The following is a 19,468-nucleotide window of genomic DNA, read 5'->3' as shown; positions in this document are numbered from 1 at the left end:
CCGCCTTCGTGACCCCTAGAGACGATAGGACCTTGAGTTCCGGAGCGCAGAGGCTCCGATGACTTCGTTGCCATTGCCTGCTCTGGTGCCGCGCTCGATCCACAATCGTGGGCTCAAGCTCGTACGCGGGCGCCCGAGGGCTGCCCCGAGCGGCCGGGCCGGCGTGCGTGCCGGCGGCGGAGCTTGTGGCTTCCGCCGCCGGCACGAAGCGGCTCAAGCCTTGCGGGCCCGCCCCTCTAGCACGTATCCGTGTGCCCGCAGCGCGTGACGGAGAGCCTCGTTGAGGTGTCGTACGATCTCATTCTCGGAGTCAACGATGCCCTGGCGATTGCTGATTCGGTCGCCGTCGAGGATCACATTGAAGTGAGACCCGATCGGACGCCCGGACGGGTGGCGGACATGGTCGTACCGAACACGGCCGACGGTACAGCGCACTGGGACCCCCGCATCCAGGAGGCGTCGGCCGGCATCGTCGGACCAGTCGTCCCGGTCGCTGACCACCTGGCAGATCTGACCGACCGCTCGCCCCAGGCCGACGGTCGCCTGATCGACAGTCTTCGTGACGTCCTTCGGGCGGACGATGCGAGCGACATCCTCGGCTACGAACTCGCAAAGAGCCTCCTGCTCAGATACGCGGGCGGCGTCCAGAACGGCCTGTGCGCCGTCGACGAACCTGCGTGCGAGCTCGACTGAAGACGCAGCTGACGCCAGCTCAAGCGGGTCAACGGCCTGGCTCTCGGCGCGAGCCAGTGTGGCCGCATGGGTCTCACGGGCTTCCATGAGCTTCAGGTGTGCGTCGGCAAGTGACGCCTCGGCGGCCTCTCGCTCAACGACGGCCCTCTCGTGGGCCTGGGCCACTGTCTTGGTGATGTTAGGCAAAGCGGTGTTCTTTCTATTAGAAGGGTTTGCAGTTCTAGGCGGCTTTTCGGCCCTGTGAGGGCCGCAGCAGGTCCAGGCCGTCGGGTGACGCGACCTGGCCATCTCGAAGCAGAAGGACCCATCCGCCGCGGCTCCAAGCCATTCGATGACGATGTTCGGGGCAATGGACCCGAGTCCTCTCGGGGCCATCAACGATGTCAATCGGGAGCACGACGCAGCGTTCGTTCGAGCCGGGGGCCAGCAAGTCGGCGCGGATCAGCCGGGCAATCATCTTCCGGATGGACCGCTCGTTGTAGCGAGTGATTTCACCAGTTGACTTGCTCGTCCGTTCGAGAAGATCCGCAAGCTCCCCGGGATTGAACACCGCGTGGTTTGCGTATCCGCTCCGCTGCACTGAGAGCAGCCACATGCGGAACTCGGCGCTAATCTCGGGATCCTGAGCCGCTCGGCCGGCGGCGCTGCGCCTCAGCTTGAGCCAGGGGTACTGGGCATCACGCCAGGAGGACTCGGCTTTGGTGCGGCGGTGCACTAGGCACCACCCGCCGTCACTGTCAGCGCCGCCTCGTAGTCGACGACCTCGTCCTCGTTGTAGCGAACCAACGATCCGAGCTTCACATATGGCGGACCGACTCCGGCGCACCGCATGTTGGCGAGCCAGCTGGTTGAACACGCCCACCTCGCAGCCAGGTCGCGCGGCGTGAGCATTGCGTCAGCACTCATTCTTGGAGTTCCTCCTCTGTCTGGGCGATCCCCGGCGGGACCTCCTGACACCAAACCTATGGATGACGTAGACAGGTTCCCCGAAACATCACTGTTTACGGTAGGATCTTCGCTTGGAGGCGATCGGTCTCCCGATCCAGCAGGCTTGAGCCCATGAACGAGCGACGACGAATGGTGACGCAGCGGGTGGGGGAGTACGACGTAGCGGTCACGGTCACCCCAGGCGAGGGCGGCTACCGCGCGATCGATCTCACTGTGAGTGCGTCGTCCGGGGCGAGCATCACGGCGTCAGGTCTTGAGCGGCTGCCGTTCAGCCGCCTCATCGACGAGGCGAAGGTCCAGGCCGTCCGTGATGACAGGATCCAGATGCCGTCCGACCCGCCTGCCAGCTTCTTGGTGGACCGACGTGGGCAGTCCCCCCGGCCAGCTCGCGCGTACGTCGAGCTTGCCAACCGGATCGCAGCCGCTCCCGCTGCCGAGCATCGAAAGCTGCCGGCTCGGTGGGCGGCCCGTTTTCCCGACGGCCCGACGAAGCTCACGTGGCGCAATCACAAGGCGAAGGCGATGGCCTACTTGGAGGCGTCAGACGATCCTGCGTACCTGACATTGACCGCCGAAGCCCGACAGATCCTTTACGGAGATCCGAGCGTCGAAGAGCGCCGACTGCTCCTAGCCGAGGAAGTCCTAGCAGGTGGCCCCGATCAGGATCGCCGCATGGCGCAAGCCCGTCGGGAAGCCGCACGCGGACGCGACGGGCGCCTTCTCGACGAACAGCGAAAGCACGCCGAGGCTCAGGCGGTCGTAGACAAGTGGTACCGCGGCACTTCGCACGAGGTGCCGGGCCGGGCCGGACAGCAAGATTCAGAGGAGGAGTAGGGGTTGGCACGACCAAGAACGGCGATCGGCACCAATGGGCGCATCTCGTTGGTAGGTCAGGTGCGAACTGACGATGGCAACTGGGTCTCGGTGCCTGAGAATGAGCGTCCCGATCGTTGGAGGGCGCGCGCCAAGTTCCGCGACGAAGATGGAGTGCTCCGCGATGTAGAGCGGTTCGCCGACGCGAAGTCGCGCGCTGAGGCCAAGCTTCGTGATGCGTTGAAGGATCGCGCGGCTCCCAGCTCGGGAGCTCAGATTGGACGCGAGACAACGGTCACCCGGGCGGGTACCTTCTGGCTGTCGCAGGTAGCGCGTGCTGACAGCAACCTGTCGCTGAACACGAGGGAGCAGTACGCAGCCGCCTTCCGCAGGTACGTGGCAGGGAGCCGAATCGCGTCGCTCACTCTGCGCGAAGCGAATCGAGTGCCAGTCCTGGAGCTGTATCTGCAAGGCATTGCGGACGCCCACGGGTCGGGCGCTGCGAAGACGGCACGATCAGTCGTGTCCAACATCATCGGCATGGCTGTTCGGTACCGAGTCCTCGACCACAACGCGATGCGCGATGTGCGACCGGCGAAGTCCGCAACGCAGATTGAGGCGCCGCTTCGGGACACGCGTCGGGCATTGACGAGGATCGAGCGCGAACGAGTGATGTTGACGGCGGATTGCAGCGACTATGCGCGGGGTGCCGATGTAGCGGACATCGTTGCCTACCTGGCTGGCACTGGCGTCCGGATTGGCGAGGCTCTCGGGCAGAGCTGGGACGACATTGATCTGCCAACCGGACGAATCTACGTGCGCGGCACGAAGACCGCCGCCTCAACCCGTTGGCTGACGGCGCCGCCGTGGCTCGCGGAACGACTGCGTGGACGCGCCGAGCGAACTGGGTCGGAGGGCTTGTTGTTTCCGTCCCCAGGAACCACGGACCGGATGAAGCCTCGCGACAGTAGGAATGTTGCGCGTCTGCTTCGGCGGGTGCTTGACGACGCGGGGTGTGAGTGGGCGACTCCGCACACGTTCCGCCGGACCGTGGCGACGCTTCTCGACGAAGCGGGAATGCCGATCGCCCTGGCTGCCAACGTGTTGGGACATGCAGATCCGTCGATGACGGCGCGGGTGTACCTGGGGCGCAAGAGCGACACAGCCGCGGCCGCGGCAATCCTCTGATCGGTCGCCGAGGAAATGTGACGATTCGAATCCGGGGGGTTCCTGGGGAACCAGCACTAAATGCCAAGTCCCCTGATCAGCGTATGTGCTGGTCAGGGGCCTGGGTGGTACGCCATCGCGGACTCGAACCGCGAACCCGCTGATTAAGAGTCAGCTGCTCTGCCAATTGAGCTAATGGCGCGTGCGGTGAAGCGACGTGAACACTACCAGCGGGCGACCCGTCGCAAAAATCGCGGGGGTGTCAGCGTGACGCCAGCACCGCCTGGGCCGCGTTGTGACCGCCGAGGCCGGAGACGGCGCCGCCGCGGCGCGCACCGGAGCCGCACATCAGGACCGAGGCGATGTCGGTCTGCACGCCCCACTGCTGAGCAGGGGTCTCGAGGCGGGCGCGGTTCGGCGCCCACGGCCAGTCGAGGTCGCCGTGGAAGATGTGGCCGCCCGGCATCGCCAGGTCGCGCTCGACGTCCTGCGGGATCTTGGCCTCGATGCAGGGGTTGCCGTCCGCATCCTTGGCCAGGCAGGCCTCGAGCGGCTCGGCGAGGTGCTCCTCGATGGCGGCCAGGGCGCGTGCGACCGCGGCCCGCTTCGTGCCCTCGGGGTCGGAGTCGAACAGCGCCGCGGGCGTGTGGACGCCGAAGTACGTCAGCGTGTGGGTGCCGGGCCGGGAGTCGCCGAGGATGGAGGGATCGGTCAGCGAGTGGCAGTAGATCTCGCCCGGGAGCGTCGAGGGCAGCCGGCCGGCGGCCGCGTCGGCGTACGCCGCCTCGAGCTGGGTGTAGTCCTCGGCCAGGTGCAGGGTCCCGGCGAACGCGACCTGCGGGTCGATCCCGGAGCGCAGGCGGGGCAGCCGGTCGAGCAGCAGGTTGATCTTCAGCTGAGACCCCTGCGGCTTCGACTCGGGCTCCTCGCCCTCGCCGAGCAGGATCCGCAGCACCCACGGCGCGACGTTGGAGAGGACCCGGCCGGCCGTGACGGTGTGGGTGCCCGATCCGTCGTGCCAGGTGACCTCGGCCCCGTCCTCGCCGGCCCGGATGCCGCTCACCCCGGCGGAGGTGAGGATCTCGGCCCCGGCCGAGGCCGCAGCTCGACCCAGCGCGTCGGTCACGGCACCCATCCCGCCCACGGGCACGCGCCACTCACCTGTGCCGTTGCCGATCAGGTGGTAGAGAAAGCAGCGGTTCTGGATCAGCGAGCGGTCGTGGAGCGACGCGAACGTGCCGATCAGCGCGTCCGTCGCGGCGACGCCGCGCACGGTGTCGTCGGCGAACCGGGACTCGAGGGTCTCGCCGATCGGGTTCACGACCAGGTCGCGCCACAGGCCGGGGTCGACCCGCGCGCGCACCTCGCGCTCGAGCGGCAGCGGCTCGAGGAGCGTGGGTGCGACGACGGCCGCGAACGCTCCGACCTCGTCGTAGAAGCTGTTCCACGCGGCGTACTCCTCGTCGCCGCCGGTCAGGGCACGGAACGAGTCCGCCGTCCGCGGCCCCGCGGGACGCTCGACCAGGAGCCCGCCGGGCTCGCCGTTGCGGATCGTCGGTGTGTACGACGCCACCGACCGCGAGGCCAGCCGGAGGTCGAGGCCGAGGTCGCTGATCAGCTGCTCGGGCATCAGCGACACGAGGTAGGAGTAGCGGGAGAGACGGGCCGGCTGACCGGAGAACGCCCGGGCCGAGACCGCCGCCCCGCCGGTGTGGGCGAGCCGCTCGAGCACGAGCACGGAGAGGCCGGCGCGGGCGAGGTAGGACGCGGCGACCAGGCCGTTGTGCCCGCCCCCCACGACCACCACGTCATAGCTGTTCTTCGACGAATCCACCGGACCAACGTAGTGCGCGTCCGGCCGTTCGCACCGCGCGCGGGCCCCGACACCGCCAAGATGGTCCCGGCGACGGAGTGCTGGGTGGGCACTCGAGAGGGGGGTCTGTGGCGAGGGTCTGGGGGGCGCGCGTGTTCGTCCTGCTCGCGGCGATGACCATGCTGGGCGTCACCGCGGTCTGGGGGGCGCCCGACGGCGGCCACGCGATCGGGATCTGGCCGATCGGCCTCGGCACCGCGTGTCTGCTGGTGTCCTCGCGTCCCCGAACCCAGCTGTTCGTCCCGCTGGTCGCCGCGCTCGCCGCCGGGAGCATCCGGGCAGGCGGCCGCCCGCTGGACGTCGCCGTGGGGCTCGGCATCGGGCTCGCGCTCGGCATGTGGGTGATGTGGCGGATCTTGGCCTACGGCCGGCGCGAGCCGGCGCCGCTGCGCACGAGCGCGGACCTGGCCCGGTTCCTCGGGGGAGGGTTCGCCAGCGCGCTGACGGTGGCCGCCGCGGCCGCGGTGACCAGCTCCGTCACCGGCTGGGGCGAGGCGGGTCTGCTCGCGCTCTCGGTCGGCGCCTCCACCCTCTGCTCCCAGCTGACGGTCGTCCCGCTGTTCTGCCGACTCCGCAACCACGCCCCGGTGGCCACCCTCGCCGAGAGAGCAGCCCAGTGGGTGCTGATCCTCGCGATCACTCCTGCGGTGTTCCTGCCCCAGGACTTCCCTTCCGTCGTCTTCCTCGTGGTGCCGGTGCTCGTCTGGGGCGCGATGCGCAGCAGCCCCTACGAGGCGCTCGCCCAGCTGCTGGCGGTGCTGGGGTTCGTCATCCCGCTCACCACCTGGGGTCACGGGCCGTTCGCGAACGCGGGCCCGCGCTTCGGCATCTCGGTCGACGGGCAGGGCATCCTGCTCGCGACGTACGGCGCGGTCTGCGCGCTCGTCGTCATCCCGTTGGTCCTGACGGTCGGCGAGCAGCTGGAGCACGCGCGTCAGTCCGCGGCTGAGCGTGACAGGGTCCAGAACATCGTCAACGGCATGACGGGTGTTGCGGTCATCGGGACCGACGAGCTGGGCCGGGTGACGCTCTTCAACCCGGGAGCGGAGCGGCTGCTCGGCTACCGCGCGCACGAGGTGCTCGGCGAGGTCACCCGCCGTTTCCACTCGGACGACGCGATCGCGGCCAAGGCGGCCGAGCTCGGGGTCGAGAACGACTTCGGTGTGGTGGCCTCGGCGCTGATCGGGCAGGGCGCCACCGACATGCGGTTCGTGCGCAAGGACGGCGAGGAGCGCAGCCACTCGATGTCCCTGAACCGGATCAAGGACGACCGTGGCCAGGTGATCGGCTACGTGAGCACCTCGGAGGACATCACCGAGCGGGTGGAGGCCCAGGCGCGACTGGTGGAGTCCCTGGAGACCGAGCGGCAGGCGGTCGAGCGTCTGCAGGAGGTCGACCAGGTCAAGGACGCGTTCGTGTCGAGCGTCAGCCACGAGCTGCGCACCCCGATCACCAGCATCCTGGGCTACACCGAGATGCTCGAGGACGGCGTGTACGGCGACCTGGGGGCCGAGCAGCTCGACGCCGTGCGCCGGGTGGCCGCCAACAGCACCCGGCTCCTCTCGCTCATCAACGACCTGTTGACGCTGTCACGGGTGCAGGACGACGCCATCGGGTTCTCCGACCGGGTCTTCGACCTGCGCGCGATCGTCGCGGCCGGCGTCACCGTGGTCGCGCCGACACTCGAGCGGCGGGGCCTGGAGCTGGTCACGGATCTTCCTGACGAGCCGGTGCCGTTCCTCGGCGACCGCGACATGCTCGAACGCGTCGTGATCAACCTGGTCGGCAACGCCGTGAAGTTCACCCCCGAGGGCGGCCGGATCGCCGTCCGGCTCAAGACGAGCGCCGTGGACACCGTGGTCGAGGTCAGCGACACCGGCATCGGCATCCCGCGGCAGGAGCAAGAGCGCCTGTTCAGCCGGTTCTTCCGGTCCTCCCTGGCTCAGGCGCAGGCGATCCCGGGCAGCGGGCTCGGCCTCTCGATCGCCCACGCGATCGTGGAGAAGCACGGCGGGACGATGAGCGTCGAGTCCGAGCCCGGGGACGGCACGACCTTCCGCGTCCACCTGCCGTCGCTGACCGCTTCCTGACGGAGCACCTCGCCGGCCGGTGGTGACCAGCGTCGCTCAGACGGGTGGCACCACGAGCCGGCAGAACCCCGGCCCGGCGAAGGGCTCCAGAGCGCTGCCGTCCGGGTCGACGCCCTGCTCGGCGAGCATGCCGTGCACGATCCCCAGGTGGATGCCGCACACGACGCCGGGGGAGCGGTGCGCCGCCTCGAGGAGCGGGCAGCGGGCGAGCCGCACCTCGGCCACGTGCTCGCCAGGACGCGGCTCGAAGCCGAGGTCGTCGAGCAGCTCGATCACCTGGTCCCGCGCGTGCGCGGGCGTGGTTGCGCCGGCCCGCCGCTCCCGGGCCAGCTCGCGTCCCCACTCCTCGCCGACGGTCGCGGCATGGCGGGACGGCTCGCTGCTGCTGAGCTCCAGCGCGTCGGCCAGGGCGACGGCCAGCCGGGCGTACTCCCCGTGGCCGTACTCCGCGTGCTCGTAGAGGTGCGCCGGGCGCCCGCGGCCGCGCGGCTGTCCGGTGGTGCGGCGTACCAGACCTCGGCGCACGAGGGCGTCGAGGTGCTCGCGGACGGTGTTGGCGTGCAATCCGGTGATCTGCACCAGGGCGCCCAGCGTCAGCGGTTGGGGCTGGTCGCGCAGGTGCCCGAGGATCGCCCGGCGCGAGGCCGAGAGGGGCGGATGATCGGCCCCGGGACGCGGGCCGAGGGCTAAGGACCTAGTCCCCCTGTTTTCCACGGAGACGAGTGTAGTAAAAACCTCGAAACGGCTACCGCGGGTGGTCGAGGAGTGGAAGGGTGCCCCGGGTTGGCAGCGCCACGAACATCGGACAGTGTGGTGGACGACACGATCTCGGGAGGACGGTCATGACGATCGCAGAACAGGGCCGAGACACCCGGCAGGACACCGCGGGCAACCCGTGGACGATGCTGGTGATGGCGACCGTCGGCTTCGCCGTGAACTTCTGGGCCTGGGCCCTGATCAGCCCGCTGGGACCGCTGTTCCGCGACAACGGGCGTCTGGGTGACCTCAGCGAGTCCGACGTCGCGCTGATGGTCGCGGTGCCGGTCATCGTCGGGTCGCTCGGTCGCATCCTGGTCGGCGCCCTCACCGACAAGTACGGCGGCCGGGTGATGTTCCCGCTGGTCTCGGCCGCCACCATCGTGCCGATCCTGTTCCTGGCGTTCTTCGCGCTCGACTCCTACGCGCTGATCCTGGTCGGCGGGTTCTTCCTCGGCATCGGCGGCACGGCCTTCGCGGTCGGGGTGCCGTTCGTCAACGCGTGGTTCCCGCCCGAGAAGCGCGGTCTCGCCGTGGGCATCTTCGGCGCCGGCATGGGCGGCACCGCCATCAGCGCCCTGACCACGGTGAAGCTCTACAAGCACCTCGGCGACACCGCACCGTTCCTGATCACCGCCGCGGTGCTCGCGGTCTACGCAGCCGCCGCGTGGCTGATCATGCGAGACGCCCCCGGTCGCACCGCTCCGACGACGTCGCTCGGGTCCCGCCTGGCGGCCAACTCCAAGCTCCCGATCACCTGGCAGGCCTGCGTCCTCTACGCCGTCGCGTTCGGCGGCTACGTCGCGTTCTCGGTCTACCTACCCTCGTACCTCAAGACCGCCCACGGCCTCACCCCGGCGGACGCCGCCAACCGGATGGCCGGGTTCGTGGTCGTCGCGGTGATCATGCGACCGGTCGGCGGCTGGCTCTCCGACCGGTTCGGTGCGATTCCGGTGCTGGCCGGGGGCTACGCCGTCGTCGTGGTCGGTGCCGCGATCTCCGCCGGCACGCCCCCGCTGAACGGCGTCGGCACCGTCGCGTTCCTGGCGATGGCGGCTGCGCTCGGCTCCGGCAGCGGTGCCACGTTCGCCCTGATCGCGAAGGTCACCGAGCCGTCCCGCGTCGGCGGGGTCACCGGCCTGGTCGGCGCGGCCGGGGGGCTCGGCGGATTCGTGCCCCCGCTGATCATGGGCTACGTCTACGGCCGCACCGACTCCTACGCGATCGGGCTCTGGATGCTGTCGATCACCGCCGCCCTCACGCTCGTGCTGACCTTGACCGTCGTACGCCGCACCGCCGTCAACCACCAGATCAGTGAGAGGACTCCCGCGTGACGATCGACCGAACGTCCCAGCCCGGGCTCGACGGAGCGATCAGCGACGCGCTGGTGCGCAGTCGCCGCTACTTCACCAAGGGCACCGTCTCCGCGGACCTGCGCACGCTGACCAAGAAGGGCGGGCGGCAGGCGGACGACTTCTACCGGGACCGGTGGAGTCACGACAAGGTCGTGCGCTCGACCCATGGGGTCAACTGCACCGGGTCGTGCTCGTGGAAGGTGTACGTCAAGGACGGCATCATCACCTGGGAGACCCAGCAGACCGACTACCCGTCGGTCGGCCCGGACAAGCCGGAGTACGAGCCCCGCGGCTGCCCGCGCGGGGCGGCGTTCTCCTGGTACACCTACTCGCCGACCCGGGTGCGCTACCCCTACGTCCGCGGCGTCCTCCTGCAGATGTACCGCGAGGCCAAGCAGCAGCACGACGGCGACCCGGTCAAGGCCTGGGCGCACGTCGTCGACAACCCGCAGCGCGCCCGCGCCTACAAGGCCGCGCGGGGCAAGGGCGGCCTGGTGCGCGCGACGTGGGACGAGGCGGTCGAGATGGTCGCGGCCGCCCACGTGCACACCATCGCGAAGTGGGGCCCGGACCGGGTCGCTGGGTTCTCGCCGATCCCCGCGATGTCGATGGTCTCCCACGCGTCGGGTGCCCGGTTCATGCACCTGATCGGCGGCTCGATGCTGAGCTTCTACGACTGGTACGCAGACCTCCCCGTCGCGTCCCCGCAGGTCTTCGGCGACCAGACGGACGTGCCCGAGTCGGGCGACTGGTGGGATGCCGGCTACCTGATCATGTGGGGCTCCAACGTGCCGGTCACCCGGACCCCGGACGCGCACTGGATGACCGAGGCGCGCTACCGGGGCCAGAAGGTCGTGGCGGTCGCCCCCGACTACGCCGACAACGTCAAGTTCGCCGACGAGTGGCTGCCGGCCAACCCCGGCACCGACGGCGCGCTGGCGATGGCGATGGGTCACGTGATCCTCAAGGAGTTCTACGTCGACCGGGAGACGCCGTACTTCCAGGACTACACCAAGCGCTACACAGACCTGCCGTTCCTGGTGAAGATCGAGGTCGGCGCCGACGGCGTGCACCGGCCCGGCAAGTTCCTCACCGCCGAGGACCTCGCGGACCACCGCGACGAGGAGAACGCCGCCTTCAAGACCGTGCTCGTCGACGCCGTGACCGACGCCCCCATCGTGCCCAACGGCGCGCTGGGGCACCGGTTCGGCGAGACCGGCATGGGCCGCTGGAACCTCGACCTCGGCGACGTCGACCCGCGCCTGAGCCTGGCCGGCCCGGACGCCGAGTCCGTCGAGCTGGAGCTGCCGCGCTTCGACAACCCCGACGGCACTGCCGGCGGCCTGCGCCGCGGCGTGCCCGTCCGCACCGTTGAGGGCCACCTGGTCACCACCGTGCTCGACCTGATGCTCGCCCAGTACGGCGTGGGCCGCCCCGGGCTGCCGGGAGAGTGGCCGACCGGGTACGACGACGCCGAGGGCGTCGGCACTCCCGCCTGGCAGGAGCGCTTCACCGGCGTCCCCGGTTCGGCCGCAGCGCGCATCGGCCGCGAGTTCGCCCAGAACGCCGAGGAGTCCAAGGGCCGCTCGATGATCCTGATGGGAGCGGGCACCAACCACTGGTTCCACTCCGACACGATCTACCGGACGTTCCTGGCCCTGACCACGCTCACCGGCTGCCAGGGCGTCAACGGCGGTGGCTGGGCCCACTACGTCGGGCAGGAGAAGGTCCGCCCGATCACCGGCTACAACCAGGTCGCGAACGCGTTGGACTGGAACCGGCCGCCGCGCAACATGATCCAGACGGCGTACTGGTACCTGCACACCGACCAGTTCCGTTACGACCAGTTCGGCGCCGACACTCTCTCGGCCCGCACCGGGATGGGGCAGCTCGCTGGCAAGAGCAGCGCCGACGTGATCGCCCAGAGCGCCCGGATGGGCTGGTCGCCGTCGTACCCGACGTTCGACAAGAACCCGCTCGAGATCACCGAGGACGCCGCCGCTGCTGGGCGCAGCGTCGCCGACCATGTCGTCGCGGGGCTCAAGGACGGGTCGCTCAACTTCGCCTGCGAGGACCCGGACGCTCCCGAGAACTTCCCGCGGATCCTCTCGATCTGGCGGGCCAACCTGCTCGGGTCGTCGTCGAAGGGCAACGAGTACTTCCTCAAGCACCTGCTCGGCACCGACAGCTCGGTGCGCGCCACCGAGACCCCCGAGCCGCTGCGGCCCCGGGACATCACCTGGCACGAGCAGGCCCCGGAAGGGAAGCTCGACCTGTTGATGACTCTGGACTTCCGTCAGACGTCGACCACGATCTTCTCCGACGTCGTGTTCCCGGCGGCCACGTGGTACGAGAAGCACGACCTCAACACCACCGACATGCACCCGTTCGTGCACTCGTTCAACCCGGCCATCGCGCCGCCCTGGCAGACCCGCACCGACTGGGACACCTGGCGGGCCATCGCGGCCAAGTTCAGCGAGCTCGCGGGTCCGCGCCTGGGCACCCGTCGTGACGTCGTCGCCGTACCCCTCATGCACGACACGCCGGACGCCATGGCCAACCCGCACGGGGTCGTGCGGGACTGGAAGGCCGGGGAGTGCGAGCCGGTCCCGGGCGTGACGATGCCCAAGCTCGTCGAGGTCGAGCGCGACTATGGCGCGGTCAGCGACAAGATGAACGCGCTCGGCCCGTTGCTCGACACCCTCGGTGCGACCACGAAGGGCGTCACGTTCGAGCTCAGCAAGCAGATCGACTACCTGCGGGCCAAGAACGGCGCCGTGCGCGGCGGGGTCGCCGACGGTCGGCCGTCGCTGAAGAGGGACGTGCACGTCTGCGAGGCCATCCTCGCCCTGTCGGGCACCACCAACGGACACCTCGCGGTGCAGGGCTTCAAGCAGCTCGAGAAGCGCACCGGCCGCGAGCTGCACGACCTCGCTGCCGAGCACGAGGGCAAGCAGGTCACCTTCGCCGACACCCAGGCGGCACCGGTCCCGGTGATCACCTCGCCGGAGTGGTCCGGATCGGAGTCGGGCGGCCGGCGCTACTCGCCGTTCACCATCAACGTCGAGCGGCTCAAGCCCTGGCACACCCTGACCGGGCGGCAGCACTTCTACCTCGACCACGACTGGATGCTCGAGCTGGGCGAGGGGCTGCCGGTCTTCCGGCCGCCGCTCAACATGGGTGCCCTGTTCTCCGAGCCGGCGATCGGCGACGTCGCCGGCCCCGGCGGCGACGCGGTCGAGGGGGTGACGGTCCGCTACCTGACTCCGCACAACAAGTGGTCGATCCACTCGGAGTACCAGGACAACCTGTTCATGCTGTCGCTCTCACGCGGCGGCCAGACGATCTGGATGTCCGACCGGGACGCCGCCAAGGTCGGCGTCGAGGACAACGACTGGATCGAGGCGGTCAACCGCAACGGCGTGGTGGTGGCGCGAGCGATCGTCTCGCACCGGATGCCCGAGGGCACCGTCTACATGCACCACGCGCAGGACCGGTTGATCGACGTCCCGATCGCGGAGACCTCCGGCAAGCGGGGCGGCATCCACAACTCGCTGACCCGACTGCTCGTCAAGCCGTCGCACCTGATCGGCGGCTACGCCCAGCTGTCCTGGGCGTTCAACTACATCGGCCCGACCGGCAACCAGCGCGACGAGGTGACGGTCATCCGTCGCCGCTCGCAGGACGTGGAGTACTGAATGTCACCCCACGAAGTTCTCCGCTCGTTCCTCGCTCCGAAACTCCGCGGGGGCCCCGACGCCTCGGAAGGTTGTGCCCGATGAAGGTAATGGCCCAGATGGCCATGGTGATGAACCTGGACAAGTGCATCGGGTGCCACACCTGCTCGGTGACCTGCAAGCAGGCGTGGACCAACCGCACCGGTACGGAGTACGTCTGGTTCAACAACGTCGAGACCCGGCCCGGCCAGGGCTACCCCCGGCGCTACGAGGACCAGGAGGAGTGGAAGGGTGGCTGGGAGCTCAACAGTCGCGGGCGGCTCAAGCTCAAGGCCGGTGGCCGGATGAAGAAGCTCGCGACGATCTTCTCGAACCCCAAGCTGCCCTCGATCCAGGACTACTACGAGCCGTGGACCTACGACTACGCCACTCTCACCGATGCGCCCGCGCAGGAGCACACCCCGGTCGCCCGGCCGAAGTCGCTTATCACCGGCAAGAACATGAAGATCAAATGGTCTTCGAACTGGGACGACGACCTCGGCGGGTCCAAGGCGACCGAGAAGTACGACCCGATGCTCAAGAAGATCGCCGACAAGGTGAAGTTCGAGTTCGAGCAGACCTTCATGTTCTACCTGCCGCGGATCTGTGAGCACTGCCTGAACCCGTCCTGCGCGGCGTCGTGCCCCAGCGGCGCGATCTACAAGCGGGCCGAGGACGGCATCGTCCTGGTCGACCAGGACCGTTGCCGGGGCTGGCGGATGTGCGTCTCCGGGTGCCCCTACAAGAAGGTCTACTTCAACCACCGCACCGGCAAGGCCGAGAAGTGCACGTTCTGCTTCCCGCGCATCGAGGTCGGCCTGCCGACGGTCTGTGCCGAGACCTGTGTGGGCCGGCTGCGCTACATCGGCCTGGTGCTCTACGACGCCGACCGCGTGCTCGAGGCCGCCTCGGTGCCCGACGACCACGACCTCTACGAGGCTCAACGCTCGATCCTTCTCGACCCCGACGACCCGGAGGTGATCCGGGCCGCCGAGGATGCGGGCATCCCGCGGGACTGGATCGATGCCGCGCAGCGCTCGCCGATCCACGCGCTGATCAACAAGTACAAGGTCGCGCTGCCCCTGCACCCGGAGTACCGCACCATGCCGATGGTCTGGTACATCCCGCCGCTCTCGCCCGTGATCGACGTGGTCCGGGACACCGGGGAGGACGCCGAGGACCCCGGCAACCTGTTCGCGGCCATCGACGCGCTGCGGATCCCGATCGAGTACCTCGCCGAGCTGTTCACGGCTGGCGACGTCGAGCCGGTCGACCGCGTCCTCAAGCAGCTCGCCGCGATGCGCTCCTACATGCGCGACATCAACATGGGACGCGAGCCCAACCCGGACATCCCGGCCAAGGTCGGCATGACCGAGGAGGAGATGTACGACATGTACCGCCTCCTCGCGATCGCCAAGTACGACGAGCGCTACGTGATCCCGCCGGCGCACGCCGAGCAGGCACACTCCCTCGAGGAGCTCGGCACCGAGTGCGCGGTCTCCGAGTACGGCGGCGGCCAGCAGGACCTGTTCGGAGAGGGCTCCGGCGTGCCGACGCCGATCGCGGTGGAGAACTTCCAGATGCTGCAGAACCGGCAGACCGCGGACACCCTCGCCAGCCCCGGCGACAAGCGCTCGCGGGTGAACCTGCTCAACTGGGATGGCCGAGGCAAGCCCAGCGGCCTGTTCCCGCCGCGCCCCGACGGGCCCGGCGCCGTGGCTGAGGGGAACACGCCCGACACGAGCCACGACGGGGAGACCGGTCCGGGCGGCACGGGCGGGCTGACCGGAGGGGCGGACTTCCGATGAGCCGCAGGTCCACCAGGGCCGCTCTGGCGCGAGAGCAGCTGACGATCGCCTGGCAGTCCGCGTCCCTGCTGCTCGGCTATCCCGACCAGGAGCTTCTCGATCGGCTCGACCTGGTCCGGCGGGCCTCGCACGAGCTGCCCGGCACGGTGGGGGAGCCGCTGCGAGAGACCGTCGCCCGGCTCGACGGCACCGCGTTGACCGAGCTGGAGGCGGAGTACGTCGACACCTTCGACAGCCGTCGGCGGCACAACCTGTTCCTGACCTACTTCGCGCACGGGGACACCCGCAAGCGGGGAGTCGCGCTGCTGCGGTTCAAGCAGACCTACCTGGCGGCCGGGGTGGAGCTGAGCGACGACGAGCTGCCCGACCACCTGTGCGTCGTGCTCGAGTTCGCCGCCACGGTCGACCAGGAGAGCGGCCGCCAGCTGATCCTCGACCACCGGGCCGGGCTGGAGCTGCTCCGGTTGTCGCTGGTCGACGTCGAATCCCGGTGGGCGGGCGCGGTCGAGGCCGTCACCGCCACGCTGCCGCCGCTGCAGGGCGACGAGATCGACGCCGTACGCCGGCTGGCTGCCGCCGGCCCCCCGGAGGAGGAGGTCGGGCTCACGCCGTACGCCACGCCGGGCTTCGACCCCGGACCCTCCCAGCCCGCCCAGGCCGCGCAGCCGATCGAGCTGCCGATGCCGTCGTTCCCCGGAGGACGCTGACCATGGACACCTTCTTGTGGGTGATCGTGCCCTACCTGTGCCTCACGACGTTCGTGGTCGGGCACTTCTGGCGCTACCGCTACGACAAGTTCGGGTGGACCACGCGGTCCTCCCAGCTCTACGAGGACAGGCTCCTGCGGCTGGGGTCGCCGCTGTTCCACTTCGGCATGCTCGGGGTGGTGGGCGGCCACATCATCGGGCTGCTCGTGCCCCAGTCCTGGACCGACGCGGTCGGTATCAGCCACGAGGCCTACCACGTGGTGGCCGTCAGCGGCGGACTCGTCGCCGGGGTGATGGCGGTCGTCGGCATGGTCATCCTCATCTACCGCCGGCGTACGGTCGGGCCGGTCTTCTCCGCCACGACCGTCATGGACAAGGTGATGTACGCGTTCCTGGCCGCCGCGATCGTGCTCGGCATGTGGAACACGATCGCCGGCTCGATCATGACGATCGGCGGGGAGTACAACTACCGCGAGGGCGTCTCGGTCTGGTACCGCTCCTTCCTCGCCTTCCACCCCGACGCCTCGCTGATGGCGGACGCACCGATCGGCTTCCAGCTGCACGCGATGGTCGCCTTCGGGCTCTTCGCCCTGTGGCCCTTCACCCGGCTCGTGCACGTGTTCAGCGCTCCGGTCGGCTACCTCACTCGCCCCTACATCGTCTACCGGGGACGTGATGACGACCAGCTCGGCAGCCACAGCCCGCGGCGCGGCTGGGAGCGCACCCGTGTGTGAGCACTGCGGCTGCCGCGGGGTGGAGCCCATCGCCCGGCTGATGGACGAGCACCTCGCGCTGCTCGACCTCGGCGGGGAGATCAAGCGCCACCTCGCCGCCGGCGACCGTCGCGCCGCCTGGGAGCTCCTCGCCCGCTTCGCCCACGAGCTCGACCACCACGTCGACCGCGAGGAGCGAGGGCTCTTCCAGGCACTGAAGGACCAGGGCGACTTCGCCGATGCCGTCGTCGAGCTCGAGGGGGAGCACGCCGACTTCGACGAGCTCATCTCCGAGCTCGGCCTCGACGACGGCGACCTCGAGGCGCAGGTCTACCAGCTGATGGCCCACCTCACCGTGCACATCGACAAGGAGAACCTCGGCATCTTCCCGGTCGCGGTCGTCACCCTCGGCGCCGACGGGTGGAACACCGTGGCCGCCGCCGAGGGTGAGACGGTCACCGGCTGACCGGCGGTGTCCCGGACCGTCCGAGGTCAGCCGCGCGCCGGAGCGTTGGGCGCCGGAGTGTTGGGCGCCGGAGTGTTGGGCGCCGGAGTGCTGGGCGATCCGGAGCTGGCGACTCGAGTGCATCGGAGGGCGCCACTGCTCCTCGCCCAGGGATGCGAGCTCTCAGCCGCGACCGGCGCATCCGCGCTCGCGCCGAGAGGAGCGGTCAGGTCACAGCGGGCGGCCAGCGCTGGTCGAGCACATCATGACCGACCCGCACGGTGGGAACGCGCTGGACTGACGCGAGGGGTGCATGCGCTCGAGGAGACGCGGTCACCGTGGGCGCGTGGTTGCGGCGGCGTGGTTGCGGTCCGCGGTGGGGCTGGGGGTGCGCTGGGGCCCGGGTGCTGTGGTGGAGGTCGAGAACCTCGTCGGTCTATGTCCTTCGGGTGAAGGCGACCTTTCCGTTGGGGAGGTAGGTGGTCTCGTAGTCGGGGTCGTGTGCTCTGGTGTGGTGGTGGGGGCAGTAGAGGCGGGCGTGGGTGATGTCGGTGCGACCGCCGGATGCCCAGGGTGGGTCGTGGTGGGTGTGGCAGCCGCCGGGTGGGGTGTCGCAGTCGTCGGAGGTGCAGCCGCCGTCGCGGATGCCGAGGGCGATCCTTTGGGCTTTGGTGTGGAAGCGGCGGGTGCGGCCGAGGTCGAGGATCTCGGAGGGTCCGCCGAGCACGGCGGGGAGGATCCCTGCCTCACACGCCAACCGGCGGGCTTGGCCGGGGGAGATCACGGCGCCGGTGTCGAGGACCCCGGGCTTGAGGCCGTCGGTGAGGGTCTCGACCGGGATGGTCACGACGACGGTGGCGTTGACGCCGCCGGCGTGGGGGAGCTTGTCGGCGGGGTAACGCTCGATCAGCTCGACGAGCGCTTGGCCCATCCGTTCCGGGCTGGGCTTGCGTTCCCCGAGGTGGCCCTCGACCGCGGCGCGGTGTTTGGGGGCCGCGATTGCGAGGAGCTGCTTGCGGAGCATCTGCCCCTGGACGGTGGGCAACGCGAAGGTGCCGCGGGTGATGCCGTCGGGGTCGTCGTGCATCGTCAGGCGGGTGGCCTGGGCGGCGACTCGTTCCTCGGCCTGCAACAGCTTGGCCTGGTGGGCGTCGGCTGCTTCGGGGTCGATGACGTGCAACAGACCCTTGCCGAGGTGGCGTAGCGCGATGGCGTCGAAGTGGGCTGCCTGCCCGACGAGGTGTTCCTCGGCCTGTTGCACCAGGTCGGGGTCGAGGTGGTCGGGGAGGTCCTCGACGGCGCGGATGATGACCCGGGCCTGGTCGACCAGCAGGTCCCCGGTCTTCAATCCTGCGTGGACGACCGGGTGGTGCTCGAGGCCGGTGGCGAGGCGGGTCTTGCGATGGGCCTCGGTCCTCGTCATGCGGGTGGCGTGGGCCCACCAGTTCGCCACCGACGTCGCGCCGACCTGCTCCGCCACGCCGACAGCGCCGGCGTGCGACGCGACCCGGGCTTCGAGCTCCGCGATACGAGAAGCAGCGCGGGTGACCTCGGTCAGCGTGTGGGCGGTCTCGTCGGTGCCCATGGACCACAACGACGTACCAGAGATGTCGTCGAGGAGGGCGTGGAGATCGGTGACGGCGCGGCTGACCCGGTGTGAAGGGTGTGCTTGTGCGGTCATCGCCACTCCCGAGATGAAGTCGTGGCGACAGTCTACCGAACACGTGTTCGAGTTGTCAATGACCGGATTCGACTCGTTCTGGCGGGGTGGTTTCGAGGCTCGGGCCTAGCGGCCCTCGCGCCTCAACCACCGTGCTGCGAGGCGGCGGTCCGAAGGTCGGGAGGGGGCCGTGACCGCGGCGGACCTGTCCCGCTTTGCTGCCAACGACGGCGACCCCCGACGACCTGAAGCCGACCTACACATCGAGGTGGACGCGTGGGCTGCGCGGGTCTCGACAGGCTCGACCAACGGAGCACGGGCGGCCCTTGCGCCTCAACCACCGTGCTGCGAGGCGGCGGTCCGAAGGTCGGGTGGAGGCCGTGGCCGCGGCGGACTTGTCCCGCTTTGCTGGCACGAGACGGCGACCCCGACGACCTGAAGCCGACCTCCACATCGAGGTGGGCGCGTGGGCTGCGGGGGCCTCGACAGGCTCGACCAACGGAGCACGGGCGGCCCTCGCGCCTCAACCACCGTGCTGCGAGGCGGCGGTCCGAAGGTCGGGTGGAGGCCGTGACCGCGGCGGACCTGTCCAGCTTTGCTGCCAACGACGGTGACCACCGACGACCTGAAGCCGACGTACATATCGAGGTGGGCGCGTGGGCTGCGGGGGCCTCGACAGGCTCGACCAACGGAGCACGGGCGGCCCTCGCGCCTCAACCACCGT

13 protein-coding genes and 1 tRNA gene are annotated in these 19,468 nt (G+C 69.5%); 10 read left to right on the top strand and 4 right to left on the bottom strand.

Annotated features, from left to right (window positions below):
• The first annotated feature begins 285 nt into the window (after positions 1 to 285).
• From AC3ANS_RS16745 to AC3ANS_RS16735, 3 genes are all read left to right on the top strand, one after another.
• Positions 286 to 693, top strand: coding sequence for a hypothetical protein (locus tag AC3ANS_RS16745; RefSeq protein ID WP_488292710.1), 408 nt, complete (start codon positions 286 to 288; stop codon positions 691 to 693).
• Positions 694 to 1,752: 1,059 nt separating this feature from the next.
• Entirely contained in the window at positions 1,753 to 2,475 is a 723-nt protein-coding gene (locus AC3ANS_RS16740; RefSeq protein ID WP_488292709.1) for a hypothetical protein, read from the top strand.
• 3 nt (positions 2,476 to 2,478) lie between these two features.
• Positions 2,479 to 3,642: a tyrosine-type recombinase/integrase gene (locus tag AC3ANS_RS16735; RefSeq protein ID WP_488292708.1), complete on the top strand. Its 1,164-nt coding sequence runs from the start codon at positions 2,479 to 2,481 to the stop codon at positions 3,640 to 3,642.
• 105 nt (positions 3,643 to 3,747) lie between these two features.
• On the opposite strand, the gene AC3ANS_RS16730 is transcribed toward AC3ANS_RS16735, so the two are convergent.
• Together AC3ANS_RS16730 and AC3ANS_RS16725 are read right to left on the bottom strand one after the other, a co-directional pair.
• Positions 3,748 to 3,823, bottom strand: a tRNA-Lys gene (locus AC3ANS_RS16730).
• A 60-nt stretch (positions 3,824 to 3,883) separates the two neighbouring features.
• Positions 3,884 to 5,425 carry a phytoene desaturase family protein gene (locus tag AC3ANS_RS16725; RefSeq protein ID WP_488296515.1) on the bottom strand — a complete coding sequence of 514 codons (1,542 nt, stop codon included), beginning with the start codon at positions 5,423 to 5,425 and terminating at the stop codon, positions 3,884 to 3,886.
• Between the two features lie 137 nt (positions 5,426 to 5,562).
• On the opposite strand from AC3ANS_RS16725, the gene AC3ANS_RS16720 reads away from it, so the two are divergent.
• Entirely contained in the window at positions 5,563 to 7,584 is a 2,022-nt protein-coding gene (locus AC3ANS_RS16720) for an ATP-binding protein (protein WP_488292707.1), read from the top strand.
• A gap of 36 nt (positions 7,585 to 7,620) precedes the next feature.
• Here the strand turns inward: AC3ANS_RS16720 and AC3ANS_RS16715 are convergent, their stop codons facing one another.
• Positions 7,621 to 8,298, bottom strand: a complete 678-nt coding sequence (locus AC3ANS_RS16715; protein ID WP_488292706.1) for a helix-turn-helix transcriptional regulator — start codon at positions 8,296 to 8,298, stop codon at positions 7,621 to 7,623.
• Between the two features lie 128 nt (positions 8,299 to 8,426).
• Between AC3ANS_RS16715 and AC3ANS_RS16710 the strand changes: the two genes are divergently transcribed.
• The 6 genes from AC3ANS_RS16710 (at position 8,427) to AC3ANS_RS16685 (ending at position 17,105) form a co-directional block, all read left to right on the top strand.
• A complete protein-coding gene (locus tag AC3ANS_RS16710; RefSeq protein WP_488292705.1) occupies positions 8,427 to 9,674 on the top strand; it encodes a nitrate/nitrite transporter in 1,248 nt (415 codons plus the stop codon).
• Positions 9,671 to 13,393 carry a nitrate reductase subunit alpha gene (locus AC3ANS_RS16705; protein WP_488292704.1) on the top strand — a complete coding sequence of 1,241 codons (3,723 nt, stop codon included), beginning with the start codon at positions 9,671 to 9,673 and terminating at the stop codon, positions 13,391 to 13,393. Before AC3ANS_RS16710 ends, AC3ANS_RS16705 begins: the two co-directional genes overlap by 4 nt.
• 80 nt (positions 13,394 to 13,473) lie before the next feature.
• The gene (gene narH / locus AC3ANS_RS16700; protein WP_488292703.1) at positions 13,474 to 15,219 is read left to right on the top strand and encodes a nitrate reductase subunit beta; all 1,746 of its coding nucleotides are present in this window, start codon (positions 13,474 to 13,476) and stop codon (positions 15,217 to 15,219) included.
• Positions 15,216 to 15,926 (top strand): nitrate reductase molybdenum cofactor assembly chaperone, encoded by a 711-nt coding sequence (narJ, locus tag AC3ANS_RS16695; RefSeq protein ID WP_488292702.1) that lies wholly within the window; start codon positions 15,216 to 15,218, stop codon positions 15,924 to 15,926. Before narH ends, narJ begins: the two co-directional genes overlap by 4 nt.
• Entirely contained in the window at positions 15,923 to 16,660 is a 738-nt protein-coding gene (gene narI, locus AC3ANS_RS16690; RefSeq protein ID WP_488296514.1) for a respiratory nitrate reductase subunit gamma, read from the top strand. Before narJ ends, narI begins: the two co-directional genes overlap by 4 nt.
• Entirely contained in the window at positions 16,653 to 17,105 is a 453-nt protein-coding gene (locus AC3ANS_RS16685) for a hemerythrin domain-containing protein (protein WP_488292701.1), read from the top strand. Before narI ends, AC3ANS_RS16685 begins: the two co-directional genes overlap by 8 nt.
• Before the next feature lie 415 nt (positions 17,106 to 17,520).
• Here the strand turns inward: AC3ANS_RS16685 and AC3ANS_RS16680 are convergent, their stop codons facing one another.
• Positions 17,521 to 18,765 (bottom strand): HNH endonuclease signature motif containing protein, encoded by a 1,245-nt coding sequence (locus AC3ANS_RS16680; RefSeq protein WP_488292700.1) that lies wholly within the window; start codon positions 18,763 to 18,765, stop codon positions 17,521 to 17,523.
• Positions 18,766 to 19,468 lie beyond the last annotated feature (703 nt).

The organism is Nocardia sp. 149-1B (assembly GCF_057747975.1).
The sequence above is the reverse complement of the archived record's forward strand: the minus strand, read 5'-3'. Positions and strand labels throughout refer to the sequence as shown.

What these genes read in the sequence shown, in the direction of transcription:
- narH (WP_488292703.1), top strand. Translation starts at nt 13,474, where the DNA reads ATGAAGGTAATGGCCCAGATGGCCATGGTGATGAACCTGGACAAGTGC.
- AC3ANS_RS16710 (WP_488292705.1), top strand. Translation starts at nt 8,427, where the DNA reads ATGACGATCGCAGAACAGGGCCGAGACACCCGGCAGGACACCGCGGGC.
- narJ (WP_488292702.1), top strand. Translation starts at nt 15,216, where the DNA reads ATGAGCCGCAGGTCCACCAGGGCCGCTCTGGCGCGAGAGCAGCTGACG.
- AC3ANS_RS16680 (WP_488292700.1), bottom strand. Translation starts at nt 18,765, where the DNA reads ATGACCGCACAAGCACACCCTTCACACCGGGTCAGCCGCGCCGTCACC.
- AC3ANS_RS16740 (WP_488292709.1), top strand. Translation starts at nt 1,753, where the DNA reads ATGAACGAGCGACGACGAATGGTGACGCAGCGGGTGGGGGAGTACGAC.